The 26487-nt window shown below is 52.3% G+C and carries 28 protein-coding genes and 1 other annotated feature; of the genes, 10 read left to right on the top strand and 18 right to left on the bottom strand.

Annotation, left to right across the window (positions count from 1 at the left end):
* Positions 1-124: 124 nt before the first annotated feature.
* The 3 genes from clpB to rluD all read right to left on the bottom strand — a co-directional run bounded on the left by clpB (position 125) and on the right by rluD (position 4529).
* Positions 125-2698 carry an ATP-dependent chaperone ClpB gene (gene clpB, locus ACFL9S_RS07030; RefSeq protein ID WP_405261119.1) on the bottom strand — a complete coding sequence of 858 codons (2574 nt, stop codon included), beginning with the start codon at positions 2696-2698 and terminating at the stop codon, positions 125-127.
* Between the two features lie 125 nt (positions 2699-2823).
* The gene (yfiH, locus tag ACFL9S_RS07025) at positions 2824-3552 is read right to left on the bottom strand and encodes a purine nucleoside phosphorylase YfiH (protein WP_405261118.1); all 729 of its coding nucleotides are present in this window, start codon (positions 3550-3552) and stop codon (positions 2824-2826) included.
* Positions 3552-4529: a 23S rRNA pseudouridine(1911/1915/1917) synthase RluD gene (gene rluD / locus ACFL9S_RS07020; protein WP_405261117.1), complete on the bottom strand. Its 978-nt coding sequence runs from the start codon at positions 4527-4529 to the stop codon at positions 3552-3554. Before rluD ends, yfiH begins: the two co-directional genes overlap by 1 nt.
* 134 nt (positions 4530-4663) lie before the next feature.
* On the opposite strand from rluD, the gene bamD reads away from it, so the two are divergent.
* The 6 genes from bamD (at position 4664) to ACFL9S_RS06990 (ending at position 9314) form a co-directional block, all read left to right on the top strand.
* Positions 4664-5395, top strand: a complete 732-nt coding sequence (gene bamD, locus ACFL9S_RS07015; RefSeq protein ID WP_405261116.1) for an outer membrane protein assembly factor BamD — start codon at positions 4664-4666, stop codon at positions 5393-5395.
* 268 nt (positions 5396-5663) lie between these two features.
* On the top strand, positions 5664-6002 hold the full coding sequence (gene raiA / locus ACFL9S_RS07010) for a ribosome-associated translation inhibitor RaiA (RefSeq protein WP_405261115.1): 339 nt from the start codon (positions 5664-5666) through the stop codon (positions 6000-6002).
* A gap of 99 nt (positions 6003-6101) precedes the next feature.
* Positions 6102-6236 (top strand) — a sequence feature (Phe leader region).
* Positions 6103-6159 carry a pheA operon leader peptide PheL gene (pheL, locus tag ACFL9S_RS07005; RefSeq protein ID WP_197931246.1) on the top strand — a complete coding sequence of 19 codons (57 nt, stop codon included), beginning with the start codon at positions 6103-6105 and terminating at the stop codon, positions 6157-6159. It overlaps the preceding feature by 57 nt.
* Before the next feature lie 24 nt (positions 6237-6260).
* A complete protein-coding gene (pheA, locus tag ACFL9S_RS07000) occupies positions 6261-7421 on the top strand; it encodes a bifunctional chorismate mutase/prephenate dehydratase (RefSeq protein ID WP_405261114.1) in 1161 nt (386 codons plus the stop codon).
* A gap of 118 nt (positions 7422-7539) precedes the next feature.
* A complete protein-coding gene (locus ACFL9S_RS06995; protein ID WP_405261113.1) occupies positions 7540-8595 on the top strand; it encodes an ABC transporter substrate-binding protein in 1056 nt (351 codons plus the stop codon).
* Complete coding sequence (locus ACFL9S_RS06990) at positions 8595-9314, top strand: substrate-binding domain-containing protein (RefSeq protein WP_405261112.1); 720 nt, start codon at positions 8595-8597, stop codon at positions 9312-9314. The genes ACFL9S_RS06995 and ACFL9S_RS06990 overlap by 1 nt, the downstream gene beginning before the upstream one ends.
* A 39-nt stretch (positions 9315-9353) precedes the next feature.
* Here the strand turns inward: ACFL9S_RS06990 and tyrA are convergent, their stop codons facing one another.
* Both tyrA and ACFL9S_RS06980 read right to left on the bottom strand, forming a co-directional pair.
* A complete protein-coding gene (tyrA, locus tag ACFL9S_RS06985) occupies positions 9354-10475 on the bottom strand; it encodes a bifunctional chorismate mutase/prephenate dehydrogenase (protein ID WP_405261111.1) in 1122 nt (373 codons plus the stop codon).
* A 6-nt stretch (positions 10476-10481) separates the two neighbouring features.
* Complete coding sequence (locus ACFL9S_RS06980; protein ID WP_405261110.1) at positions 10482-11561, bottom strand: 3-deoxy-7-phosphoheptulonate synthase; 1080 nt, start codon at positions 11559-11561, stop codon at positions 10482-10484.
* Positions 11562-11876: 315 nt separating this feature from the next.
* Here ACFL9S_RS06980 and ACFL9S_RS06975 point away from each other — a divergent pair, with 315 nt between their 5' ends.
* Positions 11877-12404, top strand: a complete 528-nt coding sequence (locus tag ACFL9S_RS06975) for a GNAT family N-acetyltransferase (RefSeq protein ID WP_405261109.1) — start codon at positions 11877-11879, stop codon at positions 12402-12404.
* A gap of 105 nt (positions 12405-12509) precedes the next feature.
* Positions 12510-13190, top strand: a complete 681-nt coding sequence (locus tag ACFL9S_RS06970) for a CTP synthase (protein WP_405261108.1) — start codon at positions 12510-12512, stop codon at positions 13188-13190.
* Positions 13191-13241: 51 nt separating this feature from the next.
* On the opposite strand, the gene ACFL9S_RS06965 is transcribed toward ACFL9S_RS06970, so the two are convergent.
* The 9 genes from ACFL9S_RS06965 to ffh form a co-directional block, all read right to left on the bottom strand.
* Positions 13242-13727, bottom strand: a complete 486-nt coding sequence (locus ACFL9S_RS06965; protein WP_405261107.1) for an OmpA family protein — start codon at positions 13725-13727, stop codon at positions 13242-13244.
* 20 nt (positions 13728-13747) lie between these two features.
* The gene (dgcN, locus tag ACFL9S_RS06960) at positions 13748-14974 is read right to left on the bottom strand and encodes a diguanylate cyclase DgcN (RefSeq protein ID WP_405261106.1); all 1227 of its coding nucleotides are present in this window, start codon (positions 14972-14974) and stop codon (positions 13748-13750) included.
* Entirely contained in the window at positions 14967-15512 is a 546-nt protein-coding gene (locus tag ACFL9S_RS06955; RefSeq protein ID WP_405261105.1) for a YfiR family protein, read from the bottom strand. The genes dgcN and ACFL9S_RS06955 overlap by 8 nt, the downstream gene beginning before the upstream one ends.
* Before the next feature lie 174 nt (positions 15513-15686).
* The gene (locus ACFL9S_RS06950) at positions 15687-16655 is read right to left on the bottom strand and encodes a DMT family transporter (RefSeq protein ID WP_405261104.1); all 969 of its coding nucleotides are present in this window, start codon (positions 16653-16655) and stop codon (positions 15687-15689) included.
* Between the two features lie 180 nt (positions 16656-16835).
* A complete protein-coding gene (rplS, locus tag ACFL9S_RS06945) occupies positions 16836-17186 on the bottom strand; it encodes a 50S ribosomal protein L19 (protein WP_133845985.1) in 351 nt (116 codons plus the stop codon).
* Positions 17187-17254: 68 nt separating this feature from the next.
* Entirely contained in the window at positions 17255-18007 is a 753-nt protein-coding gene (gene trmD / locus ACFL9S_RS06940; protein WP_405261103.1) for a tRNA (guanosine(37)-N1)-methyltransferase TrmD, read from the bottom strand.
* Between the two features lie 35 nt (positions 18008-18042).
* Positions 18043-18591, bottom strand: coding sequence for a ribosome maturation factor RimM (gene rimM, locus ACFL9S_RS06935; protein ID WP_405261102.1), 549 nt, complete (start codon positions 18589-18591; stop codon positions 18043-18045).
* Positions 18592-18609: 18 nt separating this feature from the next.
* The gene (rpsP, locus tag ACFL9S_RS06930) at positions 18610-18858 is read right to left on the bottom strand and encodes a 30S ribosomal protein S16 (protein WP_405261101.1); all 249 of its coding nucleotides are present in this window, start codon (positions 18856-18858) and stop codon (positions 18610-18612) included.
* A 136-nt stretch (positions 18859-18994) separates the two neighbouring features.
* Positions 18995-20356 carry a signal recognition particle protein gene (ffh, locus tag ACFL9S_RS06925; protein WP_405261100.1) on the bottom strand — a complete coding sequence of 454 codons (1362 nt, stop codon included), beginning with the start codon at positions 20354-20356 and terminating at the stop codon, positions 18995-18997.
* A gap of 165 nt (positions 20357-20521) precedes the next feature.
* Here ffh and ACFL9S_RS06920 point away from each other — a divergent pair, with 165 nt between their 5' ends.
* Both ACFL9S_RS06920 and ACFL9S_RS06915 read left to right on the top strand, forming a co-directional pair.
* Positions 20522-21313, top strand: a complete 792-nt coding sequence (locus ACFL9S_RS06920) for an inner membrane protein YpjD (RefSeq protein ID WP_405261099.1) — start codon at positions 20522-20524, stop codon at positions 21311-21313.
* Between the two features lie 22 nt (positions 21314-21335).
* A complete protein-coding gene (locus ACFL9S_RS06915) occupies positions 21336-22622 on the top strand; it encodes an HlyC/CorC family transporter (RefSeq protein ID WP_405261098.1) in 1287 nt (428 codons plus the stop codon).
* 43 nt (positions 22623-22665) lie between these two features.
* On the opposite strand, the gene luxS is transcribed toward ACFL9S_RS06915, so the two are convergent.
* The 4 genes from luxS to yqaB all read right to left on the bottom strand — a co-directional run bounded on the left by luxS (position 22666) and on the right by yqaB (position 25975).
* Positions 22666-23181: an S-ribosylhomocysteine lyase gene (gene luxS, locus ACFL9S_RS06910; RefSeq protein ID WP_405261097.1), complete on the bottom strand. Its 516-nt coding sequence runs from the start codon at positions 23179-23181 to the stop codon at positions 22666-22668.
* Between the two features lie 169 nt (positions 23182-23350).
* Positions 23351-24952 (bottom strand): glutamate--cysteine ligase, encoded by a 1602-nt coding sequence (gene gshA, locus ACFL9S_RS06905; RefSeq protein ID WP_405261096.1) that lies wholly within the window; start codon positions 24950-24952, stop codon positions 23351-23353.
* Between the two features lie 31 nt (positions 24953-24983).
* Positions 24984-25412, bottom strand: coding sequence for a YqaA family protein (locus ACFL9S_RS06900; RefSeq protein WP_405261095.1), 429 nt, complete (start codon positions 25410-25412; stop codon positions 24984-24986).
* Positions 25409-25975: a fructose-1-phosphate/6-phosphogluconate phosphatase gene (yqaB, locus tag ACFL9S_RS06895; RefSeq protein ID WP_133845993.1), complete on the bottom strand. Its 567-nt coding sequence runs from the start codon at positions 25973-25975 to the stop codon at positions 25409-25411. Before yqaB ends, ACFL9S_RS06900 begins: the two co-directional genes overlap by 4 nt.
* Positions 25976-26487 lie beyond the last annotated feature (512 nt).

Genomic DNA, 26487 nt, shown 5'->3' with positions numbered 1-26487 from the left:
AAGGGCTAATTGCAAAAAACTTTTCACATGCTTATTTTTCACGCAAAACCCTGAATAAACCTCTATTTATGCTGCTTTAATAAACAGAAATGGGCCAAAGGCCCATTTCTGTTACATACCGTGATTACTGATGTGCGACGATCACGCCATCCTGCACATCCATTTCTATGGTTTTCCCCGGAACCAGCGCACCAGAAAGTATCTGCTGTGCCAGTGGGTTCTCAATTTGCTGCTGAATTGCGCGTTTCAGCGGCCTTGCCCCATAGACCGGGTCATAACCATTTTCGCCCAACTTCTGCAGTGCCTCTTCGGAGATATGCAGAGCATACCCACGATCGTCCAGACGCTGATACAGACGTGCAAGCTGGATACGTGCAATAGAAGCAATATGTTGCTCGCCCAGCGGATGGAAGACCACCAGCTCATCAATACGGTTAATGAACTCCGGACGGAAGTTCTGGCTGACGACTGACAACACCAGTTCTTTCATATCACTGTAGTTCAATGCACCGAAGCGTTCCTGGATCAAATCAGACCCCAGGTTCGATGTCATGATCACCACCGTATTACGGAAGTCTACCGTCCTGCCCTGCCCGTCAGTAAGACGACCATCATCCAGCACCTGCAACAGGATGTTAAACACATCCGGATGCGCCTTCTCTACCTCATCCAGAAGGATGACAGAGTAAGGTCTGCGGCGAACCGCTTCGGTCAGATACCCCCCTTCTTCATAACCAACATAGCCAGGAGGTGCCCCGACGAGACGTGACACTGAGTGTTTTTCCATAAACTCGGACATATCGATACGCACCATTGCGTCATCGCTGTCGAACATAAAGTGAGCCAGCGCTTTACATAGCTCCGTTTTCCCGACCCCAGTTGGACCAAGGAACAGGAACGAACCAATCGGGCGATTCGGATCGGCAAGGCCAGCACGGCTGCGGCGAATCGCATTCGATACCGCTTCCACGGCCTCATTCTGACCAATCACTCGCGTATGTAACTCCTGCTCCATACGCAGTAACTTGTCACGCTCACCTTCCATCATGCGGTCGACAGGAATACCGGTCCAACGCGCCAGCACATCAGCAATTTCAACGTCGGTAACACGGTTACGCAGCAGCCGCATGGTTTTCCCTTCGGTCTGAGTCGCGGCAGCCAGCTGTTTTTCCAGCTCTGGAATTTTCCCGTATTGCAGCTCAGACATCTGCCCGAGGTCTCCCTGACGACGTGCCTGCTCCATTGCCAGTTTCGCCTGTTCTAATTCAGCTTTAATATGCTGGGTACCAGAGAGCTCCGCTTTTTCTGCTTTCCACTCTTCTTCCAGTTCTGAGTATTCACGCTCTTTCTGGTTCAGCTCAGCTTCCAGCATCTCCAGCCGTTTGATGCTGGCGTCGTCAGACTCTTTCTTCAGAGCCTGCTGTTCAAGCTTCAGCTGAATGATGCGTCGCTCAAGACGGTCGAGAGACTCAGGTTTCGAGTCAATCTGCATACGAATACTCGACGCAGCCTCATCAATCAGGTCAATCGCCTTATCCGGCAGCTTACGATCGGAAATATAGCGATGTGACAAGGTCGCTGCTGCCACGATAGCCGGGTCCGTGATCTGCACATGGTGGTGCAGCTCATAACGCTCTTTCAGCCCACGCAGGATCGCGATGGTATCTTCCACACTCGGTTCAGCCACGAAGACCTTCTGGAAACGACGCTCCAGCGCAGCATCCTTCTCTATATACTGACGGTATTCGTCCAGCGTGGTGGCACCAACGCAGTGCAATTCACCCCGCGCCAGTGCAGGTTTCAGCATGTTACCTGCATCCATCGCGCCATCAGCCTTACCAGCACCGACCATGGTGTGCAGCTCATCAATAAACAGAATGACATTGCCTTCCTGTTTCGACAGGTCGCTGAGCACCGCTTTCAGGCGCTCTTCGAATTCACCACGATATTTGGCACCCGCCACCAGCGCCCCCATATCCAGTGCCAGTACCCGGCGGCCTTTCAGACCTTCGGGCACTTCACCATTAATGATGCGCTGAGCGAGGCCTTCAACGATGGCGGTTTTACCTACACCAGGTTCACCGATCAGTACCGGGTTATTTTTAGTACGGCGCTGCAAGACCTGAATGGTACGACGAATTTCTTCGTCACGACCAATAACCGGATCAAGTTTACCCAGCTCCGCGCGTTCAGTCAGATCGATGGTGTATTTTTTCAATGCCTGGCGCTGATCTTCAGCTCCCTGGTCGTTCACGCTATCGCCTCCTCGCATCTGGTCGATCGCTTTCGTCAGCTTATCGCTGGTGACTCCCGCAGATTTGAGCAAATCTGCCAGAGAACCACGGGAGTCGATCGCCGCCAGAACGAATAATTCGGATGAAATAAAGTTGTCGGCACGTTTTTGCGCCAGTTTGTCACACAGGTTAAGTACCCGAACCAGGTCAGCCGAAGGTTGAACATCACCATCGGTGCCTTCGACCTGCGGTAAACGGCTCAGCGCCTGTTCGATGTTGTTACGCAGTGAAGCAACATCAATACCGGCAGAGGTCAGTAAAGGACGAACGGATCCGCCATCCTGGTTGAGCAAAGCACTCATCAGATGCAGAGGTTCGATGAATTGATTGTCACGGCCGAGGGCCAGAGATTGAGCATCAGCCAGAGCCAGCTGAAATTTGTTAGTAAGACGATCCAGACGCATAATTTCCCCCTATCAGGTCAAATTGCTACTGGAGATTAAATGAGGTCATCCCTCAAATTTTTCAAGGTAATGACCTGACATTTTGGAGAAAAAAACATCAATCCGGACCGTCTTATGGCACTAGGTTATATCAGCCAGATCAAACTTGCCATACGGCCAGTGACGCCATCGCGTCGAAAGGAGAAAAATTGCTCACGTTGATTAAGGGTACATTGGCCGCCGCCCCATACGTGGCGCACGCCGATGGCCTCTAAACGCTGTTTTGCTAAATGCTCGAGATCGGCATAAAACTTTTCACCTTTCGGGAGAAAAGCGGCTGCAGCGGCTGGATTTTGCGCAATGAAAGCCTCACGCACCTCCGGCCCGACCTCGAAAGCATCCGGACCAATCGCCGGTCCAAGCCAGGCAAAAATCTGTGACGGAGGAGCAGAAAAGGCATTAATGGTTGCCTCCAGCACCCCGTTACATAATCCACGCCAGCCAGCATGCGCGGCTGCAACCTCCTGGCCATCCTGCGAGCAAAAAAGTACCGGCAGACAGTCAGCCGTCATTACGGCACAGACAACGCCTGGCGTTCGGGTATAAGCCGCATCCGCACGCAGTGAAGCCGGTACCTTCCAGTCCAGCGTCAGAACCTCTGTACCATGTACCTGCTCAAGCCATTGCGGCATTGACGGTAAATCGGCCAGTTCAAGCAGGCGCTGACGATTCGTCTGCACATGCTGCAACTCATCACCCACATGAGCACCGAGGTTGAGACTGTCCCACGGTGCCTGGCTGACACCCCCCTGGCGCGTACTGCTGCACGCGCGAACGTTAGCGGGGGCCGGCCAATTCGGTACAATCAGGCTCATTACCAGTCCAGTTGCTCTTTAAATTCTTCGGTATCTGCTTTCAGTGCATTGATCAAATCGACCATGTCCTGTGGCAGCGGCGCATGCCATTCCATTTCAATCCCGGTAATCGGGTGATAGAGACGGAGCATCGTGGCGTGCAGGGCCTGGCGATCGAAACCACGCAGCGTACTGATGAAGGCATCGGATGCCCCTTTCGGTGGACGCGGACGACCGCCATAGAGCGGATCACCCACCAGCGGATGGTTAATGTGCGACATGTGCACACGGATCTGGTGAGTGCGACCGGTTTCCAGACGCAGGCGCAAACGTGTATGGGCACGGAAATGCTCCATAATGCGGTAGTGCGTGGTTGCCGGTTTACCCATCGGATGCACCGCCATGTGGGTACGTTTAGTCGAGTGACGGCTGATCGGTTGATCAACCGTACCGCCTGCGGTCATACGACCAATAGCCACGGCTTCATACTCGCGAGTGAATTCGCGCAGCTGCAGTGACTCCACCAGATGCGTCTGCGCCGGGACGGTTTTCGCCACCACCATCAGACCTGTCGTATCTTTATCCAGACGGTGCACAATGCCAGCACGCGGCACATCAGCAATCGCCGGGAAATGATGCAACAGTGCATTCAGCACAGTGCCATCAGGATTACCGGCTCCCGGATGAACCACCAGATCGCGCGGTTTGTTAATCACCAGAATGTCGTCATCTTCATAGACGATGTTCAATGGGATATCCTGCGCTTCCCAGCGAGCGTCTTCTTCAATTTCCGCATCGATGATAATTTGCTCACCGCCGAGCACTTTTTCTTTCGGTTTGTCGATAATTGCACCGTTGACGGTGATGCGACGGTCAAGAATCCATTCTTTTATGCGAGAACGTGAATAATCAGGGAACAATTCGGCCAAAGCCTGATCTAAGCGTTGTCCGAGTTGCGATTCGGATACCGTTGCGTTGAGTTTTACTTGTTGTGCCATAAATAAACAGCTTCTTCGTTAACGTTGGGTTTTCACGGCGATGCCGTTTAATATAATGTGCTATCGTACCTGGTCACTATCGGAAGCTTAACGGACAGCTTCCAGAATAACACTCTGAGGATAAGCAAATCGTCATGACGCGTATGAAATATCTGGTGGCTGCAGCCACGTTGAGCCTGGCATTAGCTGGATGTTCCGGCTCCAAGGATGTGGTGCCAGACAGCCCGCCTTCCGAGATTTATGCCACTGCCCAGCAAAAACTGCAGGACGGTAACTTTAAAGGAGCAATAACGCAACTGGAAGCGCTTGATAACCGCTATCCATTCGGCCCTTACTCCCAGCAAGTTCAGCTAGACCTGATCTACGCATACTACAAAAATGCCGATTTGCCGCTGGCGCAAGCCGCCATTGACCGCTTTATGCGCCTGAATCCAACGCATCCGAACATTGATTACGTGATCTATATGCGTGGTCTGACGGACATGGCGCTGGATGACAGTGCATTGCAAGGCTTTTTTGGTATCGACCGCTCAGACCGCGATCCAACCCATGCGCGTGATGCTTTCAAAGACTTCTCGCAGCTACTGCGTGGCTATCCAAACAGCCAGTATGCAACCGATGCACGCAAGCGCCTGGTGTTCCTGAAAGATCGTCTGGCGAAATATGAGTTATCCGTGGCGGAATTCTACACTAAACGCGAGGCGTATGTCGCTGTGGTTAACCGTGTAGAGCAAATGCTGAAAGATTACCCGGATACACAGGCTACGCGCACTGCACTGCCGCTGATGGAAAATGCTTACCGTCACCTGCAATTGAATGCAGAAGCCGATCGTGTGGCAAAAATCATTGCGACCAATCAGGCCTGAGTATGACCTGACAAAAATGGCAGCCTTCGGGCTGCCATTTTTTTGACTAAAAAGCGGCAAAATGCCAAATTCCCAGTCAAGTTAACCTATCAACAATGCCACTGAAAATGCCCACCGACAACCCCCAGAGCCACATTTATCAGCCCATCTCACAGTTTTATCCTTCTTGACAAAAAGCGACAAAATAACGTGATTTTGATCACACATTCTTGCCTTTTTCGCGGTATGCTGGGTTCACCAAGACGGAAATGACAGAGAGGTAAGCACAATGGTTCTGAACATTACCAGTAAGCAAATGGAAATTACTCCGGCTATCCGCCAACATGTCGAAGACCGTCTCGCCAAGCTTGAAAAGTGGCAAACTCATCTGATAAATCCACATATCGTTCTGTCTAAAGAGCCGAAAGAGTTTGTTGCCGATGCAACAATCAATACGCCGAACGGCCCGCTGGTCGCCAGCGCCAAGCATGAAGATATGTATACAGCCATCAACGATCTGATTAACAAACTGGAACGTCAGCTGAATAAAGTTCAGCATAAAGGTGAAGCGCGCCGCGCCACCGCCAGCGTTAAAGATCTGAGTGTGGTTGAGACAGACGAAGAGTAATCGGGTTAAAACAGTCATAACGCGCCTGCGGGCGCGTTTTTTATTGACAGAATGAAATTGCAGCGGTTACTTTAACCTTCCAGACATCATGGATAGCACAATGAAATCAGCGCCGTTTTTCTTCGCATTCTTTTTTACCTTCTTTACCTTCCCCTGATTTGGGAGGCAATTCGTCGTGTAAGAGTGAATGCGAAGACGAACAATAAAGCCTCCCAAACGGGAGGCTTTTTTTTTAGTAACATCTGACAGGTAGCAAATATGAATCCCGAAAATCCTTTGCTGGCTCTGCGCGGTAAGATCAGCGCACTGGACGAACAACTGCTGGCCCTGCTGGCCCAGCGCCGCGCGCTAGCGGTAGAAGTTGCCGAGGCCAAAATGGCCACCCACCGTCCCGTCCGTGATATCGACCGCGAACGCGATCTGCTTGAGCACCTGATCACTCTGGGCAAAGGCCATAAGCTGGATGCTCATTACATCACGCGCCTGTTTCAGCAGATCATCGAAGATTCAGTGCTGACTCAGCAGGCGCTGCTGCAAAAACACCTGAACAACACCAACGCTCACTCTGCGCGCATCGCGTTTCTCGGGCCTAAAGGCTCCTACTCGCATCTGGCATCACGCCATTATGCTGCGCGTCATTTCGATAACTTCATTGAGAGTGGCTGCCTGAAGTTTCACGATATCTTCAATCAGGTAGAAACCGGGCTGGCTGACTACGCCGTGCTGCCGGTTGAGAACACGACTTCAGGGTCAATCACCGATGTCTATGACCTGTTACAGCAAACCAGTCTGTCAATTGTCGGCGAGATCACTATCCCTATCGATCACTGCGTTCTGGTCTCCGGTAGTACTGACCTGCAGCAGATTGAGACCGTCTACAGTCATCCGCAACCCTTCCAACAGTGCAGCCAGTTCATCAATCGTTACCCGCACTGGAAAATTGAGTACACCGAAAGTACGGCTGCTGCGATGGAGCGAGTCGCCGCCATGAATTCACCGAAAGTTGCTGCACTGGGCAGTGAAGCCGGCGGTGAGCTTTATGGTTTACAGGTGCTGGAGCGTAATCTGGCTAACCAGCGCCAGAACATTACCCGCTTTATCGTACTGGCCCGTAAGCCAATCGAAGTCTCACTCCAGGTTCCGGCAAAAACCACGCTGATTATGGCCACCGGCCAGCAGGCGGGTGCCCTGGTCGAAGCCCTGCTGGTGCTGCGCAAACATAATCTGACAATGAGTAAACTGGAGTCACGTCCGATTAACGGTAATCCGTGGCAGGAGATGTTTTACATCGATTTCCAGGGCAACCTGAATACCGACGACGTGCAGCAGGCGCTGCGCGAGCTGACGCCAATCACACGCTCACTGAAGGTTCTGGGCTGCTACCCTAGCGAAAACGTCGTCGCCATCGATCCCCAGTAACGCCTGATACCTCGCCAGCCTGGTCGCGGCTGGCGATTTTCTTTTTTTCCAAAGAGAATCATTTACCCTGTCATACCGAACGCTATATCATAAGGTATATAACGACACTCAGGCAGCGATGATGATTTCCCTTTCCCGCCCTTTTTCCGTACTCATCCTTTCCGTTTTATTCGCTTTTTCAGCGCATGCATCACGCCAGGTAACCGATCAGCTCGGTCGTCGGGTGACGCTGCCCGATCGCGTTGACCGCGTCGTCGTGCTGCAACATCAGACACTAAATCTGCTGGTGCAACTTGATGCTACGGGCAAAATGGTCGGTATTCTCAGCAACTGGAAACAACAACTGGGCGACGGCTACGCGCGTCTGGTCCCCCAGTTAGATGCGCTGCCGCTGCTGGGCGATCTGACCCATGTTGATCTAGAGAAGCTGGTTGCGCTGCATCCGCAGGTGGTGTTTGTCACAAACTATGCGCCCCAGGAGATGATTGATCAGATTCAGGATCTCGGCATTGCGGTCATTGCCATCTCTCTGCGCACTGACAGCGGCACGCAGCAGGCCCAGCTCAACCCACAGTTAGCCAATGAAGAGCAGGCCTACAATGATGGCCTTGCACAAGGTATCCGTCTGATTGGCGAGGTGGTCAATCAGCAACCGCAGGCCGAAGCGCTGGTAGCCGCAACGTTTGACCAGCGCCAGCAGGTTGCCGAACGATTGAAGAATGTGCCGGAAAAAGAGCGTATTCGCGTTTACATGGCTAATCCCGACCTGACAACCTATGGTTCCGGTAAATACACCGGGCTGATGATGGCGCATGCTGGAGCAATGAACGTTGCCGCATCAACGGTTAAGGGCTACAAGCAGGTGTCAATGGAGCAGATTCTGGCATGGAACCCGCAGGTCATCTTCGTACAGGACCGTTATCCAAAAGTGATTGAAGAGATTAACCAGCAGCCCGCCTGGCAGGCGGTGGATGCGGTCAAAAATCACCGGGTTTATCTGATGCCCGAGTATGCCAAGGCATGGGGCTACCCGATGCCGGAAGCGATGGCACTGGGAGAATTGTGGATGGCGAAGAAACTGTATCCGACCAGATTTGCGGATATTGATATGCAGCAACAGGCAGACAGCTGGTATCAACGTTTTTACCGCACTCACTACCACGGCAACAACTGATGAAACCTTTACAGGTGCTGGCAGCGGGTAGTCTGCGTCACGTCTGGCCAAACGTGGTGAGTGCATTCCAGCACCACTACCCGGCGGGGATAGAAACGCAGTTTGGTCCGGCCGGAATACTGCGCCAGCGCATTGAGCAGGGTGAAACCTGCGATCTGTTCGTCTCCGCCAGTATTGCCCATCCTCAGGCGCTGTTACAGGCAGGGCTGGCACAGCAGGCAGGCGTATTCTGCCATAATTTTTTGTGCCTGAACGTTCGCAGCGATCGTGCCGCCCCGTCGACTGACTGGCGCGATCTGTTGCGCAATCCTGCCCTGCGCGTCGCCACCTCAACACCTGGCAGCGATCCCTGCGGTGATTATGCCTGGCAGCTATTCGAGCGAATTGAACAACAGGATGTTGAACTGGGCCAACGGTTAAAACAGCGTGCAATGCCGCTGGTCGGTGGAACGGACTCCGCACCGATACCGCCTGGGATGCTGGCTTCAGCCTGGTTGATACAGTCAGGACAGACCGATATCTTTATTGGCTATCGCAGCTATGCGCATCTTGTTCAACCTGATGCTGGCATCACAACTCTGTTGATACCGGAGGCGTGGCAAACGCGTGCTGATTACGGCTATGCCGTTTGTCAGCCCGCAGGCCACGAGCTGGCTGAACGGCTGTTAACGCATGAAGGGCAGGAAATTTTCGTCAAGGCGGGGTTTGGTGCGATTTAAAAATCAGGGGCCAGACATGCCGGCCCCTTCAGCTAAACACTACTGTCTGCTGTCATTTGCCTGACGCAGTAACGTGCGGCTTTCTGCCTGGAAGCGTTTCGCATGGTCGCCAAACCAATGCTCCACCCGGCGGAAGCTGTCGATAAACGCCTGCTTATCTCCCTGCTCCAGCAGCTTAATCGCCTCACCAAATCGATGATAGTAACGCTTAATCAGCGCAAGATTGCTCTCTGATGACATGATAATGTCTGCATAGAGCTGTGGATCCTGAGCAAACAGCCGTCCGACCATCGCCAGTTCCAGCCGGTAAATCGGCGATGAAAGCGCCAGCAGTTGATCCAGCTGAACATTTTCCTCTGCCAGATGCAGGCCGTAAGCGAATGTGGCGAAGTGGCGCAGTGCCTGAATAAACGCCATGTTCTGGTCATGTTCTACGGCGCTGATACGGTGCAGACGTGCGCCCCATACCTGAATCTGTTCCAGGAACCACTGATAGGCTTCCGGCTGACGACCATCACACCACACCACCACCTGCTTCGCGAGGCTGCCACTGTCCGGGCCGAACATCGGGTGTAATCCCAGCACCGGTCCTGCGTGCGCAGCCAGCATCGCCTGCAGCGGCTTATTTTTCACCGATGCCAGATCCACCAGGATGCAATCCTGTGGCAGCGGAGGCAGCTCACCAATCACCTGTTCAGTCAGGTGGATGGGAACGCTGATGATCACCATGCCAGCATTAGCCAGCATCGCTTCTGCGTTATCCCAGTCGCCTTTATCGAGGATTTGTACCTGATAACCTGACAGGGTGAGCATCTTCTCAAACAGACGCCCCATCTGCCCTTTACCGCCAACAATAACCACCGGACGCAGCTCAGGACAAAGGGTTTTAAAACCCTTATCGTTTTCGCTGGTGTAGGATTCACGCATCACGCGGCGCAGAACATCCTCGATCAGATCGGGAGGCACGCCCAGCAACTCCGCTTCATGGCGGCGTGAAGCCAGCATTGTGGCCTCACGCTCAGGGACATAAATCGGTAATCCGTAGCGGCTTTTTACCTCACCCACTTCAGCGACCAGCGCCAGCCGTTTCGCCAGCAGATCCAGTAGCGCTTTATCGACTTCATCAATTTGATCGCGTAACGCGGTCAGTTCAGCCACCATAACTCGTTAACCCTCTTGCGACAGACGCGCCGCCAGTACCCCGGTCAAATCCTGATGAATTTCACGCAGCAAGGTTTCCGTCGTTTCCCAGTTGATGCAGGCATCGGTCACGGAAACGCCGTAGCGCATATCACTGCGCGGCTGCTCAGAAGACTGGTTGCCTTCGTGAATGTTACTTTCCAGCATCAGGCCCATAATTGAGCGGTTGCCATCTTTAATCTGCGCAACGGCAGACTCGGCTACGCCGGACTGGCGACGAAAATCTTTGTTAGAATTGCCATGACTGCAATCTATCATCAAGGAAGGACGGAGTCCCGCCTGCTGCATCTCTTTTTCGCACTGCGCTACGTCAGCCGGGCCGTAGTTAGGGCTTTTCCCACCGCGCAGGATCACATGCCCATCGGGGTTACCCTGGGTTTGCAGTAAGCAGACCTGCCCTGCCTGGTTGATACCCACAAAACGGTGTGGCATCGCGGCGGCACGCATCGCGTTAATCGCGGTGCCAAGGCTGCCGTCGGTACCATTTTTGAAGCCCACCGGCATCGACAGGCCAGATGCCATTTCGCGGTGCGTTTGCGATTCGGTGGTACGTGCACCGATAGCAGACCAGCTGAACAGATCGCCAAGGTATTGCGGGCTGTTTGGATCCAGCGCTTCCGTTGCCAGTGGCAGACCCATCTCTACCAGATTCAGCAGCAGTTGGCGGGCAATATGGAGGCCGGCTTCCATATCAAAGGTGTTATCCATGTGCGGATCGTTAATCAGGCCTTTCCAGCCAACCGTGGTACGTGGTTTTTCAAAGTAGACGCGCATCACGATGTACAGCTGATCTTCAACCTGGTCTGCGAGTGCTTTCAAATCGCGCGCATAAGCCAGTGCGGCTTCGGTATCGTGAATAGAACAAGGGCCACAGACCACCAGCAGGCGATGGTCTTTTCCGCTGATGATGTCGGAAATAGTCTGACGTGAGGCGGCAATCTGCCCTTCCAGCACGCTGTTCAAAGGGAACTGTTTTTTCAGTTCTTCAGGCGTAATCAGTATCTGTTCGTCAGCGATATGAACGTTATTCAGCGCATCTTTTTGCATGATCGTCATCCTGGGTCATTCGTTTAATAGGGATCCTCAGTGAGGTTGCTGACAACTGTACCAGAATACGTACATAACACAACACGGCCATGTACAGTTTTATTACCACATAGAAATAAAACGCACCAAACAAAAAATTAAAACCAATAAATACAATAAGTTATTATTAAATTACACATAAAACACCACACCACTAAGTGTACTATTAAGTTTACATTTAGATTTGACCTTCTAAAAAACCCAATCAATTCCGACACCTGTCATCCTGCAACGATCTATAATTTCTGTCCGTCAGGAAAATTATCGGAGTGAATCATGAAAATAGTCATACGCCCATTCGAAACCAGTGATGCCGTAGCCTTCGTCGAGGCCGTCAGGGAGTCACTGGAGAGTTTACTGCCGTGGATGGTATGGGCGCATGAAGATTATGCAGAAGAGGAGGCCCTTAAGTGGTTCAGCTACACCCATTTACAGCGCCGTCAGGGCGTAGCGGATGAATACGGGTTGTTTACAGAAGACGGACGCCTTTTGGGGGGCGCGGGGCTACGCTACAGCAGCGGACCCGATATCCCTGCCGCTCTTGGTTACTGGGTACGAAGTAGCGAACAGCGCAAGGGTATTGCCCGACAGGCCGTTCGCCAGATTACAACGCAGGCTTTTGAACAACCGGATATTGATGTTATCGAAATTCTGGCGGCTGAAAGCAATATCGCCAGCCGCACTGTTGCCACCCGCGTTGGCGCAGAATTGATTGCCATACGTTACGGGCTTATCGTGTTACAGAGTGGGCCAATTAACACCGCCATCTATCGGCTTTACCGCCCGCATCAGGTTGCCGAGTAAGGGTGACGGCAGCCTGTTCTCCCTCAGTTTTTCCACTGATAGCTAAAGCTTGCCAGTTAAACGGTAGTGCAGTAGCATCCTTTTTTACCCGCACAGGAAACTCTCATGGTCCGTTTAGCTCTGGTTGGTGACTATCGCCCCGATGCCGTTTCGCATCAGGCCATTCCAAAAGCTGTTCAGCTCGCCGCACACGCCCTTCACCTTGACGTTAACCCGCAGTGGCTTCCTACTGAAACCATAACTGACAGCCGTGTTTTACAGGAATATGACGCGATCTGGCTAATTCCGGGGAGTCCGTATATTAACGACGAGGGGGCATACCTCACGCTTCGTTATGCCAGGGAAAACAACGTGCCCTTTCTCGGCTCCTGCGCGGGTTTTCAGTATGCCATTGTTGAGTACGCCCGTAATGTCATGGGCTGGAGCGATGCAGGACATGCCGAAACAGACAGCGGCGGGCGTCTGGTGATCGCGCCATTAAGCTGTTCTCTGGTAGAAAAAACCGGGGATATTGTGATTGAGCCAGGTTCGCTTCTGGCACAGGCCTACGGCAAAACAGAAATCAGTGAAGGCTATCACTGTAACTTTGGCGTCAACCCGGATTTTGTTGCCGAGCTGAAAACGCATCCGCTGCGGCTGACAGCCTGGGATCGTGAGGGTGATGTGCGGGCAATGGAACTGCCGGGGCATAAATTCTATGTGGCGACACTGTTCCAGTCCGAACGCGCCGCACTGCGTGATGAGCTGTCTCCACTGGTAATCGAACTGCTGCGCGCTGCCAGGTAATCGTGCTGCCTCGTCGGCTTATCGACGAGGCAGCGGATATGTCAGCGCGCTTCAGGGGGCGCTGATCACCACCGCCACACGACGATTTTCTGCACGGCCCTGCGATGTTTTGTTGCTCTGTACCGGATCTCTGTCACCCAAACCACGGGTTGTGATATTGCTGCGTGGCACACCCGCTCCGCTTGCCCAGGCATCAGCCACCACGTTGGCACGCTTCAGTGACAACGCCTCATTATATTTCTCATCGCCATAGTTATCGGTATGTCCATCAAGGCGCGCGTGATGTAGCCCACTGCTGGCCAGTAACTTAGCCATACGCTGAACGGTCGCAACACTCTCCGGTGTCAACTCTGACTTATTTTTGCCAAACAGAATCTTCTCTGAGATCCCCAGCATCCACCCTTCCGGGATTTCGCTAAACCCCTGCGATCGCATTGCGCTGATCTGCTCAGGCGAGAATTTACCCTGCGGTGCGCTCTGGCAGCCCGCCAGTAACAGGGCCAACACTAGCCCAATCGTCATGCCTGTTTTTTTCATCCTATCTCCCATGATTATCATTAAGACGCAGCGCGTTGATGGCGCTGCTTCTCCAGATACATACTGCGATCGGCCGCTTCCATCACACCTTCGGCAGTCGCCGCCTGGCTTGCTACGGCACGGCCAATACTTAATGTCATCACCACGGACTCACCTCCGTGAAGATCAATAGGCTCCGCCATGCGCAAATTAATCGCGTCGATCACTGCCTGGACTTCATCATCATGACTCACATTTTCAAGGATCATGGCAAATTCATCCCCCCCAAAACGACAGACAAGATGAGTGTTTGCAGCGCAGTCATACAAACGCTCTGCTATCGCCAGCAAGACTTCATCCCCTGCTGCATGCCCCCATGTATCATTGACACCTTTAAAGTTATCGCCATCCATAAACAGCAGCGCAGTATGGGTTTTACGGGCACTATCACTCAGCACGCTATCCAGTGCACTGCAGAATGCAGCACGGTTGGCCAGCCCGGTCAGCGGATCGTGCAGCGCGCGCTTCAGCAGAGAATCCCGCTCCTGTTGCTCACGCAGCTGCCACTTTTCAATCTCGGTCAGCAGACTGTTAAAATCCTCACCAAACACGTGCAGTTCATTAATTTTTGACGGCGGAACCCGGCGTGAAAAGTTTCGCGTGGCACGAATATCATGCACAACGCCAGTCATATTCCTTAACGCTGCGATCAACCCACTGAACAAATGACGAGTCAACAGGAGTGCCACCAGCGAGGCCAACAGCAAACAGATAGTCAACACACTCAGGGAGCGGTAGACAAAATCCGTTACGGTGGCATCTTCGCCTGTCAGCGTAATGCTGCCGACTTTTTCACCATCATGCAGAATAGGCTGCTGGACCGGTTTCGGGAATAACCAGCCGGAGACCACACGTGCCAGTGGGTCTCTGCTCAGTTTATGTTCATCCCCCTGCCCCCAATGGGCAAGCTCGTTCCCTCTCAAGTCAGTCACTACCGCTGAAGAGAACTGCCCCTGTTTTCCCAGCTCATTCAGTGTATCCATAGCTGCATTACCGTCACGAAACACCACTGCAGCTTCCAGGCTGTGGCTGACGGTGTAAGCCAGCAGTTGCAGATTTTTGTCGGCATACTGACGGAAAGACAGCATTGAGGTGGCCGAAATAAACAGCCATGCCACGGTCATCGTGGTCACCACGCTGATCACACTGATACGCACCAGCGTATTGCGAAAGCTGAGCCTATTGTATTCTGTCGAGGATTTATCCATGTCGCTCACTCCCTGACGATGCCAGAATCAATACATCGGGATGCACCCGAACGCCACTTCGACCCAGCGAGTCGAGGTTCACCGAGAAACTCACGCGGTGATTAATAAATTTAAGGCAGAATGCGCTGCCGGCTGCACATTCTGGGGTTTGTTCAGCGATAGTGAGTAACGGTCGCAGTTGATAGCTGTTAATCAATTCAACCTGTTGCTGTGAGGATTCACGGCCAAAGTAGAGAATATCGCACTGAGAGGCGAGGGCCTGTCGCGCATCCTCAACGGGGATTGCCTGCCAGACAGCAGGAGGATGTTCCACCGGCGCTGCTGTCAGCGCGGGAGCGAAGTCAGCAGAGCGGAAGATACACAATCGGGGAAGCCCGGTAAGGTTTGGCCATCGGGTGTAACTGATAATACCGGCAACGGTCTGACGCACGTCTGCCGCTGACACACCCAGAGGTGAATCAGTTAACGTTTCACTCCTGAGAGGCAAAGTGGCACCACTCAGCAGGAGCGGTAGTAATATCACGCGTATTTTCGCCATGAAACCTCTATAGTCCCGGCCATTCATCTGGCCCCGTCGTCCCGGGTTTCATCCCCCCCACCGCCATTAAGAAATATCCTAACACCCTGTGAAACATTCGTCATCATGTTGAAAATAACATAAAAGGCCAGCCTTACGGCCAGCCCATGATGAATCGTGTCTGATTGTTCTCTCTCAGCCACTCACGTTTAGCGGCGTGATCGCCCGGCGATGACGTCGTTCAAAGTACATCGAAATCACCCCACCGGTCACGACCAGACCAGCACCAAAAATCGTCGTCGACTCTGGCAATGTGTCCCAGAACAGGTAGCCAATAAACACCGACCAGATCAACGTGCTGTAATCAAACGGCGCCAGCAGCGAGGCATCAGCGTATTTCAGGCTCAGGGTCAGCAGGATTTGCGTAATCCCTCCCAGCAGGCCGCAGCCAAGCAGCAACATCAGTTGCGTGCTATTCGGCATCGTCCAGCCAAACCACAGTGTGAACAGCGAGGTCAGCGTGGTGGTTATCGCAAACCAGAAAGCGATGGCCCCCGGCTTCTCAATACCGTTGAGATAACGGATCTGGATTGATGCACCTGCAATACACACCGCAGCCACCAGGGCCAGAATCATGCCCAGCGTGGACATCCAACTCACTGCGCTTAACGCCCCTTCCCGGGCAAAGAACAGCTGGCCAGACATCATCACCAGGATGCCAATAAAACCGGCAATCACCGCCACCCAGCGATGGTACTTAACCTTCTCACGCAGAAAAATTGCCGCCATGATCACGGTGATCAACGGAGCCGCATAGTTAATGGCGGTCACATCGGTCAGGGAGATATACAGCAGGGCAAGGTAACTGAAGTACAGCCCCCCGGTTCCGGCCAGCCCGCGTAGAAAGTGCCCTTTAATATTACGGGTGCGGATGCCATCAAGGATATTGCCCTGACACCACAACCAGATAAACAGGGGGATCAAGGCAACAGAAGAACGAAAGAAGATCACTTCTCCGACCGGGATGGTGCCATCCAGGCCTTTAACGCAGGCCATCATTAACGTAGAGGTCAGGGCACCGGCGATTTTCATCGACACACCGGTCGAGGGACTGGGCGAAGGGCGCATAGCGGGCAGAATTCCTGGCAGTAGATAGGTATCCATCAAACATACGCGGAATTTTTTTTATATCAGCTTAAAAATCAGCGGGAAACGACTTTTTATTTTTTTTAACGCGCGCAGAAGGCAGGAAATTTCGTGGGATACGCGCGATCCATATCTGCATAAAAAAAGGGGCTAACCTTTCGGTCAGCCCCTTTATTGCTATTAACTATCAGATGTCGCTTAAGCGCCCAGACGTTCTTTGATACGTGCAGACTTACCAGTACGCTCACGCAGGTAGTACAGTTTGGCTTTACGTACAGCACCACGACGTTTCACAGCAATCGAGTCGATTACTGGGGAGTGAGTCTGGAAAACACGCTCAACGCCTTCGCCGTTAGAAATTTTGCGAACAGTGAATGCAGAATGCAGACCGCGGTTACGAATAGCGATAACCACGCCCTCGAATGCCTGCAGACGCTTTTTAGCACCTTCAACGACCCATACTTTCACTTCCACGGAATCACCCGGACGGAATGAAGGTACGTCCTGTTTCATCTGTTCTTGTTCGATCTGCTTAATAATGTTGCTCATAATTAAATCTCTTATCCTGGGTAAACTGATAGTTAAGGCGAACTAAGCGCTATGCCCGTTCAACCGTATCATCGTTTTGTTGCCTGGTTGTGTTCCCGTTGGAACTCAGCCAGCAACTTTGCTTGCTCTTCAGTCAGAGCCAGGTTTTCCAGAAGTTCAGGTCTTCTAAGCCAGGTACGGCCCAGCGACTGTTTCAGGCGCCACCGGCGAATATCAGCATGGTTGCCCGACAGTAAAACTGGCGGAACCTCCATCCCTTCTAACACCTCAGGTCGGGTATAGTGTGGGCAATCCAACAAACCATCGGAAAACGAATCTTCCTCGGCTGAAGCCTGTTTTCCCAGTACACCCGGAATAAACCGGGAAACCGAGTCAATCAACGTCATTGCTGGCAGCTCGCCACCACTGAGTACGTAATCCCCAATCGACCATTCTTCATCGATTTCGGTTTTAATCACGCGCTCATCAATCCCTTCGTAGCGACCACAGACCAGAATTAACTTCGTGTTGGTCGCCAGCTCGCAAACCCCATCTTGATCGAGTTTACGCCCCTGAGGTGACAGATAAATCACCTTAACGCCTTCTCCTGCCGCCGCTTTTGCTGCGTGGATGGCATCCCGTAAGGGTTGAACCATCATTAGCATTCCCGGTCCGCCGCCGTAAGGACGTTCGTCCACGGTGCGGTGCCGATCATGAGCGAAGTCACGAGGACTCCAGCTCTGAATGCTGAGCAGGCCATTTTTTACTGCCCGGCCAGTTACTCCGTAATCGGTAATTGCGCGAAACATTTCAGGAAACAGGCTAATTACACCAATCCACATACTTTGCGCCGGAGTATTACCGTTATGTTCGGAGCTCAAAAACCAGGATCCCAATCTACTGTAATGACACGAGTAGTGAGATCGACATTCTTGATAACCTGTTCATCGAGGAACGGAATTAACCGCTCCTGCGCACCAAATGCATCATTCAGGTTTGCTTTAACGACGATAACGTCGTTCGAACCGGTTTCCATCATATCGATGACTTTGCCCAGTTCGTAGCCTTCAGTAGTGACCACCTGGCAGCCCATAAGGTCTTTCCAGTAGTAGTCACCGCTATCCAGCTTCGGCAGTTGCTCTGAGTCCACGACAATTTCGCAATTGGTCAGTAGGCCCGCAGCATCACGATCGTCAATGCCTTTGACTTTGATGATCATGTCCTGATTGTGGCGCTTCCAGCCTTCCAGCTCGACAAGCTGCCATTGACCCGCACGTTGGATAAACCACGGCTGATAGTCAAAAATGCTTTCGGCGTCTTCGGTGGAGGAAAACACTTTGAGCCAACCACGAATACCGTATGCCGAGCCCATCTTCCCCAGAATTAACGGGGTAGCGGGAGGCTGGGCGGTGAGTTGCTTGCTCATGTTGACCACCGTGACAGATTAAGCTGCTTTCTTAGCTTGTTTGATCAGCGCGTTAACGCGATCAGACAGAGTAGCGCCCTGGCCAACCCAGTGCTCAATGCGGTCCAGATCCAGACGCAGTGCTTCAGCCTGACCTGATGCGATCGGGTTGAAGAAACCAACGCGCTCAAGGAAGCGACCGTTGCGAGCATTACGGCTGTCAGTTACGACTACCTGATAGAACGGACGCTTTTTAGCGCCGTGACGTGCCAAACGAATTGTTACCATAACATCCTCTTTAGTTAATAAAACAGCCGGGCCCCATTGAGGGAACGGGGCCCGGATGCAATATAAAAAGCCCGAAAATTTTACTCATTTTGGCGCAAAAAGCAATCTAATTCGCCTGAGTCGTTTTCTGGCTGGCTTAGCGGCCAGGGAAGCCCGGCGGCATCATACCTTTCATGCCGCGCATCATCTTCGCCATACCGCCCTTCTTCATCTTCTTCATCATGCGCTGCATGTCGTCGAACTGCTTCAATAAGCGGTTAACGTCCTGCACCTGCATTCCTGAACCGGTGGCAATGCGGCGCTTACGGGAGCCTTTGATAATCTCAGGTTTTTCACGCTCTTTGCGTGTCATTGAGTTAATCATCGCTTCCATGCGCACCAGCACTTTGTCGTCCATCTGCGATTTAACATTATCTGGCAGTTGGCCCATGCCCGGCAGCTTGCCCATCAGGCTCGCCATGCCGCCCATGTTGCGCATCTGCTTCAACTGGTCGAGGAAGTCGTTCAGGTCGAAACCATCCCCCTTCTTCAGCTTACTGGCCAGTTTTTCTGCCTGCGCACGGTCTACTTTGCTTTCAATATCTTCGATCAGCGACAACATGTCGCCCATGCCGAGGATACGAGAGGCAATGCGGTCCGGGTAGAACGGTTCCAGAGCTTCGGTTTTCTCACCGACACCCATAAATTTGATTGGCTTACCGGTAATATGACGAATCGACAGCGCAGCACCACCACGGGCATCACCATCGACTTTCGTCAGTACCACACCCGTCAACGGTAACGCTTCGTTGAACGCTTTCGCGGTGTTGGCGGCATCCTGGCCGGTCATAGCATCGACGACAAACAGCGTTTCTACCGGATTAATCGCGGCGTGAATTTGTTTGATCTCGTCCATCATCGCTTCATCAACGTGTAAGCGACCAGCGGTATCCACCAGCAACACGTCGTAGAATTTCAGCTTCGCCTGTTGCAGCGCGCTGGTAACGATATCAACCGGTTTCTGACTGAGATCTGACGGCCAGAAATCCACGCCAACCTGCTCAGCCAGTGTTTCCAACTGTTTAATCGCCGCAGGGCGATATACGTCAGCAGACACCACCAGTACTTTTTTCTTGTGCTTCTCACGCAGGAACTTACCCAGCTTACCGACGCTGGTGGTTTTACCCGCACCCTGCAAGCCCGCCATCAGTACCACAGCAGGTGGCTGAGCAGCCAGGTTCAGAGTGTTGTTCTCTTCCCCCATCGCAGCAACCAGTTCGTTTTTCACGATCTTAACGAACTCCTGACCCGGGGTCAGACTTTTGTTCACTTCATGGCCGACGGCACGCTCTTTGACGCGTCCGATAAAGTCACGGACGACTGGCAGCGCGACGTCAGCTTCCAGCAACGCCATGCGCACTTCGCGCAGCGTGTCTTTAATATTATCTTCAGTCAACCGCCCGCGGCCGCTGATATTGCGCAGGGTCTGCGACAGTCTGTCGGTTAAATTATCAAACATCGTCTCTCGCTCAACGTAATGAGAGGCCGCCTCGGCGACACAATGGCGCGGATTATAACATAGAGACGTTGGGATCTCAGCCATATGCGATGAGATCGTTTGGAGCCAGCAGCCGCTGGCGCTATACTGGTTCTTTTCTTATCTGATCGATACCTGACGAATTCTATGTCTGTAATTGCGATTCTGGCGCTACTCGCCTACTCATTCAGCCTTGCACTGATCGTTCCCAGCCTGTTGCGCAAAAACAGCACCTGGCGTCGTCTGGCAGTGCTTTCTGCCATCGCCGCACTGGTGTGTCACGCCGTGGCGCTGGAGCAGCGTATTTTCGGGCCAGACGGCGGGCAGAACCTCAGCCTGCTGAACATTGGTTCGCTGGTGAGCCTGCTGATTTGTGCGATTATGACCATTGTCGCCTCCCGCAACCGCGGCTGGATCCTGCTGCCGATTGTTTACAGCTTTGCGCTAATCAACCTCGCATTTGCCACATTTGTTCCCAATGCCTTTATCACCCACCTGGAAACCACACCAGGCATGATGGTGCATATCGGACTGGCACTTTTTGCCTATGCCACGCTGATCATTGCCGCACTGTATGCGTTACAGCTGGCCTGGATTGACTGGCTGCTAAAGAACAAAAAACTGGCCTTCAGCACCGATATCCCCCCGCTGATGACCATTGAACGTAAAATGTTTCATATCACCCAGATCGGTGTAGTCCTGCTAACGCTAGTGCTCTGTACCGGGCTGTTCTATCTGCAAGATCTGTTCAGTCGTGAAAATATCGATAAAGCAGTGCTGTCGATCCTGGCCTGGTTTCTCTATATCGTGCTGCTGTGGGGCCATTATCACGAAGGCTGGCGCGGTCGCCGTGTCGTGTGGTTCAACTGCGGAGGCGCATTTTTACTGACCATGGCTTATTTTGGTAGCCGTATGTTGCAGCATTTCCTAACCTCCTGATTGATCACTACAAGGATTTCCCTTGGAACACGTTTCAACCACGACCCTGATCATTACGCTGGTTATTATGATTTTGGTGTCGGCGTACTTTTCCGGCTCCGAAACCGGCATGATGACGCTCAACCGCTACAAGCTGCGTCATCAGGCTAAAAATGGTGATCGTGCCGCACGTCGTGTCGAAAAATTACTGCGTCGTCCTGACCGACTCATCAGCCTGGTGCTGATCGGCAATAATCTGGTCAACATTCTGGCTTCTGCGCTGGGAACCATTGTCGGTATGCGTCTGTATGGTGATGCGGGAGTTGCTATTGCTACCGGTATTCTGACCTTTCTTGTTCTGGTCTTTGCTGAAATCTTGCCAAAAACCATCGCAGCGCTCTACCCGGAAAAAGTGGCCTTCCCCAGCAGTGTGCTGCTGGGTCCATTGCAGATTATTATGATGCCGCTGGTATGGCTGCTGAACACCATTACCCGCATGCTGATGCGTCTGGTGGGGATGAAAAGTGATGGCGCTATCAGTGCCGCGCTGAGCAAAGACGAACTACGTACCATCGTTTACGAATCGCGTTCGCTGATGTCGCGCCGCAATCAGGATATGTTGCTGTCCGTTCTCAATCTTGAAAAAGTGAACGTCGATGACATCATGGTGCCGCGTAACGAAATTGTCGGTATCAATATCAATGACGATTGGAAATCGATCGTACGCCAGCTGACCCACTCACCACACGGACGCATCGTCCTGTATCGCGACTCTCTCGACAATACCATGAGCATGCTGCGTGTGCGCGAGGCTTATCGTCTGATGACCGAGAAAAAAGAGTTCACCAAAGAAGTGATGCTGCGCGCTGCAGATGAAATCTACTATGTGCCGGAAAGAACGCCGCTCAGCGTGCAGCTTGTGAAGTTCCAGCGTAATAAGAAGAAGGTCGGGTTGGTGATCGATGAGTACGGCGATATTAAAGGTCTGGTGACCATCGAAGATATTCTGGAGGAGATTGTTGGCGACTTCACCACCTCCATGTCACCGACGCTGGCCGAAGAAGTGGTACCACAGAATGATGGTTCGGTATTGATTGAAGGCAGTGCAAACATACGCGAGCTCAATAAAGCCTTTAACTGGGCACTCCCGGAGGAGGAGGCGCGTACCGTTAACGGCATGATCCTTGAAGCATTGCAGGATATTCCACTCGCCAATACCACGGTGCAAATTGGCCACTATGCCGTCGAGATTCTTGATGTACAGGACAATATGATTAAGCAGGTACGGATTATACCGCAAACGTCGCTGAAGGAGTCGGTAGGATCGTAAAGAAGTCTGGGCTGACCGAATAAAGGTCAGCCCAACATATCAACTAGATATGCAGTTCTTTCAGTTTTTCTTTCGGCAGCGCCAGCTCGTCGTTACGGTTAACACGAATGTCGTTGTCGAGGATGTTACGCGCGATGTCCTGCGCTTCATCCAGTGAGTGCATTTCACAGGTCCCGCACTGATAAATATTCAGTTCAGGGATATCACTCTGGTTTTTCACTTTCAGCACATCAGCCATCGCGGCTTTCCATGCTTTTGCTACACGTTGCTCGTCCGGCGTACCAATCAGGCTCATGTAGAAGCCCGTACGGCAACCCATTGGCGAAATATCAATGATTTCCACACCGTCACCGTTCAGGTGATCGCGCATGAAGCCCGCAAAAAGGTGCTCCAGCGTGTGGATACCGCGCTCGGTCAGGATCTCGATGTTCGGTCGGCAGAAACGCAGATCGAAAACCGTGATGGTATCGCCGGCAGGGGTCTTCATGGTTTTAGCTACGCGTACAGCAGGAGCGGCCATGATGGTGTGATCGACGGTAAAGCTATCCAGCAATGGCATACTTGTTACCTCAACGAATGAATTTATTTTTGAACTGATGAAACTTTTTCGAACGCTGCGCGTCTGAATATATGAAAGACGCGCATTTGTTATCATCCATCTCATCCCTGACAACAACAGAGATGCGAATTTTTGGCCACAGTTATGTGGCCTTTTTCTTTTGTATCGTTTAGCTCTTACCTTTCAAAAAGGTTTCAAGGTCAAGCGTATCACTTTCTTCAATGTCCTGCTGACTAACCTGTGATCGCCGCGCTTCCTCACTAAACTGCTGTTCCGTCAGCACTTCCAGCGACTCTTCGCTTAACTGAGCACGATACTGCTCGGCCAGGGCCAGCCCGGCACCCGCGATACCGTCCTCTTTCAATATGTCCAGGAATCGTGCGGAATAGGTCAGATCAGGATCGTCGAATGATGCCACCAGTCGGTCACAAACTTCCTGGTAGTGATGCTCGTCACTCTGGCTGTCGAGCGTTTCCGCCACGCGACGTAGATCGCTAAACAATGCCTTGCCCACATCAACCAGCAAATGCTGCGACTCTTCGCATCCCATGCTGATCGTCTGACCGGGTTTACGCCCTTCAAGGATCACGCGATTCCAGTTTTTACGTGTGCAGGCCAGCTCGGCACTGTTCATCTCCGGCGCATCCGCCAACGTACACCAGACCAGGAATAAATCGAGGAACCGCACCTGATTCGCATCCACGCCAATCGGCGAGAAGGGATTAATATCCAGTGAGCGGACTTCGATATATTCAATACCACCGCGCAGCAATGCATCCGAAGGCGCCTCGCCAGAACGTGTCACACGCTTCGGTCGGATCGGCGCATACAGCTCGTTTTCAATCTGCAATACGTTGGTATTCAGCTGTAACCAGTTACCGTTTTCATCCTTCACACCCATCGCAGCGAACTCTTCCGACGGTGTTTTAATCGCCGCTTTCAGACCGGTAATGTAGTCAGGAAGATTGTTGAAGGTGATGCCAAGGTTACTCTGGGATTTATTGGTATAACCCAGGTCACTCAGACGCAGTGAGGTGGCATAAGGCAGTGACAGCATTCCCTTATCGCTGCGATCAAACGGCAGTGCGCTCTCCTTACCTTGCAGGAATGAAGAACAGATTGCAGGTGAGGCACCGAAAAGATACGGGATCACCCAGCCAAAGCGATAATAGTTACGGATCAGGCGGAGATAGCCATCAGAGATAGCGTCTTTACCACTTTCTGCATCCTTCACCCCCGCCCACTCCTGCCAGAAGGAGAGCGGCAATGAGAAGTTATAATGCACGCCAGAGATAACCTGCATCAGCGCGCCATAACGGTTTTTGAGCCCCTGGCGATACAGTGTTTTCATCTGGCCAATATTCGAACTGCCATACTGCGCCAGCTCAATATCCTGATCGGGAACGATCATGCATGGCATACTCATCGGCCACATACGTTCTTCGCCCAATTGACGGGCAACATGGCGATGGATATCGCGCAAAAATGCCAGCAGATGATCAATATCCTGATGGACCGGCGTGATAAATTCTAGCAATGCTTCGGCAAAGTCAGTGGTAATCCACTTATGTGTTAAAGCTGAACCAAGAGCAGCTGGGTGTCCGGTGGTCGCAAGATGGCCACCCGGCATGACGCGCAGCGTTTCGCGCTCAATGCCGCGACCAATACCTTTAAGTGCGTCAGGGTGAGCTTCCAGCCAGGAAAGCGCCTGTGATACGTCCGGGATCAAATTGACCTCCCGCTCAGAGAAAAATTTATTATTGTTCAGCATAATGTTAACCGTAGCGCCGCCTTAACGCGAATCAATGCCACCATTCCATGCCCTGTAGTGTTGCGGCTGCCAGCACCAGATAACGCAGGGTCTTGCCGATAGCGAGACATATCACCATCGGCAGCCAGGCGAAACGTAGCCAGCCAGCAATAACGCATAGCAGATCACCAATCACTGGTAACCAGCTAAAAAGCAGCGCAGCAGGCCCCATTCGGTGCAGCCACGCCGTTGCTGTGTTGTGCCATCGCCCCTGACTTTTTAATGGAAGCAGGCGACCAATAACAATGTTGGTTAAACCACCCAGGGTATTTCCCAGTGCGGCAATCAGGATCAATGCCGTGACAGAAACGTTCCCCGCCAGCAGTAACCCCACCAGTAACGCTTCCGAGCTCCCCGGCAATAACGTGGCGCTCAAAAAGCTACTGGCAAACATCGAACCGTAAGCTAACCATTCACTCACAGCAGACGGACATCCACCGCATCCATACCTGCCGCACGTGCCGCCTGTATACCGAAATCAGCGTCTTCAAACACCACACAGCGTGCAGCGGGTACACCGATTAATTCAGCGCAACGCAGAAATGTATCAGGTTCTGGCTTATGGCGTTTAACATCATCTGCTCCGACAATCGCATCAAAGTGGTTCAGCAGCCCCAGATGCTGCAACAGCCCCACCGCCATTGCGTGCTCACTGCCGGTGCCTACCGCCATCGGGCGGCGCCCTTTATAGGCTTTCACCACGTCAATGAGCGGTAATGGCTGCACGCTGTCGAACAGCATCGTTTTCAGTAATGCCGTTTTTTCTTCAGCCAAGCGGTAAGGATCCAGGTCGCTTTGCTGACTGGCAATGATCACCTGCGCAATGTGCCATGTCGGCGAACCATTCAGGCCGATGATAGCCGTTTCATCGAAAGTCATGCCATATTGCCCCAGCACCTGGTGCCAGGCTTTACGGTGTGTTGGCTCAGTGTCGAGGATGGTGCCATCCATATCGAAGATCAAGCCGTCATAAGCATCGTACATTCTCGCATCCATCCTGATAACGGAACGATTACTTTAGCGTAAAAGCACCCTCGTTGTCGCTGTTGGCATGGATCAGCAAATGCCTTGAAAAACATAGGGATTTTGATTATCAGATAAATGCGTGGGATAAAACGCAGAGGAATTTAGGTTAAGTGTGGAATTCGCAAGAAGGATTTGTAGAAAAGTGCAGAAGAGGGAGTGTTGTTGCCAGTACAGAGGTGCTTCCAGACTTACAGAAGATGGTGCATCCAGGAGGATTATTCGGCTTTGCCTCACCCTAACGGGCCGTCGCAAGCGACGTTATCCTCCTTTGTGCTGGCGTTTACTGCTATCCAGCTGAGCTATGGATGCATGGGTAAAGCTATACAGTATTTACTCTGTATGGGTAACGCTATTGGAGGAGGTAAAGCGACAAAACTGAGGAGATACTTAAGAATGGTGCATCCAGGAGGATTCGAACCTCCGACCGCTCGGTTCGTAGCCGAGTACTCTATCCAGCTGAGCTATGGATG

Origin of the sequence: Erwinia sp. AnSW2-5 (genome assembly GCF_045107195.1) — a bacterium.
Lineage (GTDB): Bacteria > Pseudomonadota > Gammaproteobacteria > Enterobacterales > Enterobacteriaceae > Erwinia.
The sequence above is the reverse complement of the archived record's forward strand: the minus strand, read 5'-3'. Positions and strand labels throughout refer to the sequence as shown.

Bases quoted from the DNA above. Each gene is read 5' to 3' on its own strand.
- pheA (WP_405261114.1), top strand. From the start codon at position 6,261: ATGAATCCCGAAAATCCTTTGCTGGCTCTGCGCGGTAAGATCAGCGCA.
- ACFL9S_RS06995 (WP_405261113.1), top strand. From the start codon at position 7,540: ATGATGATTTCCCTTTCCCGCCCTTTTTCCGTACTCATCCTTTCCGTT.
- raiA (WP_405261115.1), top strand. From the start codon at position 5,664: ATGGTTCTGAACATTACCAGTAAGCAAATGGAAATTACTCCGGCTATC.
- ACFL9S_RS06990 (WP_405261112.1), top strand. From the start codon at position 8,595: ATGAAACCTTTACAGGTGCTGGCAGCGGGTAGTCTGCGTCACGTCTGG.
- rpsP (WP_405261101.1), bottom strand. From the start codon at position 18,858: ATGGTAACAATTCGTTTGGCACGTCACGGCGCTAAAAAGCGTCCGTTC.
- gshA (WP_405261096.1), bottom strand. From the start codon at position 24,952: ATGCTGAACAATAATAAATTTTTCTCTGAGCGGGAGGTCAATTTGATC.
- bamD (WP_405261116.1), top strand. From the start codon at position 4,664: ATGACGCGTATGAAATATCTGGTGGCTGCAGCCACGTTGAGCCTGGCA.
- ACFL9S_RS06975 (WP_405261109.1), top strand. From the start codon at position 11,877: ATGAAAATAGTCATACGCCCATTCGAAACCAGTGATGCCGTAGCCTTC.
- rimM (WP_405261102.1), bottom strand. From the start codon at position 18,591: ATGAGCAAGCAACTCACCGCCCAGCCTCCCGCTACCCCGTTAATTCTG.
- clpB (WP_405261119.1), bottom strand. From the start codon at position 2,698: ATGCGTCTGGATCGTCTTACTAACAAATTTCAGCTGGCTCTGGCTGAT.
- ACFL9S_RS06950 (WP_405261104.1), bottom strand. From the start codon at position 16,655: ATGGATACCTATCTACTGCCAGGAATTCTGCCCGCTATGCGCCCTTCG.
- dgcN (WP_405261106.1), bottom strand. From the start codon at position 14,974: ATGGATAAATCCTCGACAGAATACAATAGGCTCAGCTTTCGCAATACG.
- ACFL9S_RS06955 (WP_405261105.1), bottom strand. From the start codon at position 15,512: ATGGCGAAAATACGCGTGATATTACTACCGCTCCTGCTGAGTGGTGCC.
- yfiH (WP_405261118.1), bottom strand. From the start codon at position 3,552: ATGAGCCTGATTGTACCGAATTGGCCGGCCCCCGCTAACGTTCGCGCG.
- ffh (WP_405261100.1), bottom strand. From the start codon at position 20,356: ATGTTTGATAATTTAACCGACAGACTGTCGCAGACCCTGCGCAATATC.
- yqaB (WP_133845993.1), bottom strand. From the start codon at position 25,975: ATGTACGATGCTTATGACGGCTTGATCTTCGATATGGATGGCACCATC.
- ACFL9S_RS06980 (WP_405261110.1), bottom strand. From the start codon at position 11,561: ATGCAAAAAGATGCGCTGAATAACGTTCATATCGCTGACGAACAGATA.
- ACFL9S_RS06970 (WP_405261108.1), top strand. From the start codon at position 12,510: ATGGTCCGTTTAGCTCTGGTTGGTGACTATCGCCCCGATGCCGTTTCG.
- ACFL9S_RS06920 (WP_405261099.1), top strand. From the start codon at position 20,522: ATGTCTGTAATTGCGATTCTGGCGCTACTCGCCTACTCATTCAGCCTT.
- trmD (WP_405261103.1), bottom strand. From the start codon at position 18,007: ATGTGGATTGGTGTAATTAGCCTGTTTCCTGAAATGTTTCGCGCAATT.
- rplS (WP_133845985.1), bottom strand. From the start codon at position 17,186: ATGAGCAACATTATTAAGCAGATCGAACAAGAACAGATGAAACAGGAC.
- tyrA (WP_405261111.1), bottom strand. From the start codon at position 10,475: ATGGTGGCTGAACTGACCGCGTTACGCGATCAAATTGATGAAGTCGAT.
- luxS (WP_405261097.1), bottom strand. From the start codon at position 23,181: ATGCCATTGCTGGATAGCTTTACCGTCGATCACACCATCATGGCCGCT.
- ACFL9S_RS06965 (WP_405261107.1), bottom strand. From the start codon at position 13,727: ATGAAAAAAACAGGCATGACGATTGGGCTAGTGTTGGCCCTGTTACTG.
- rluD (WP_405261117.1), bottom strand. From the start codon at position 4,529: ATGGCACAACAAGTAAAACTCAACGCAACGGTATCCGAATCGCAACTC.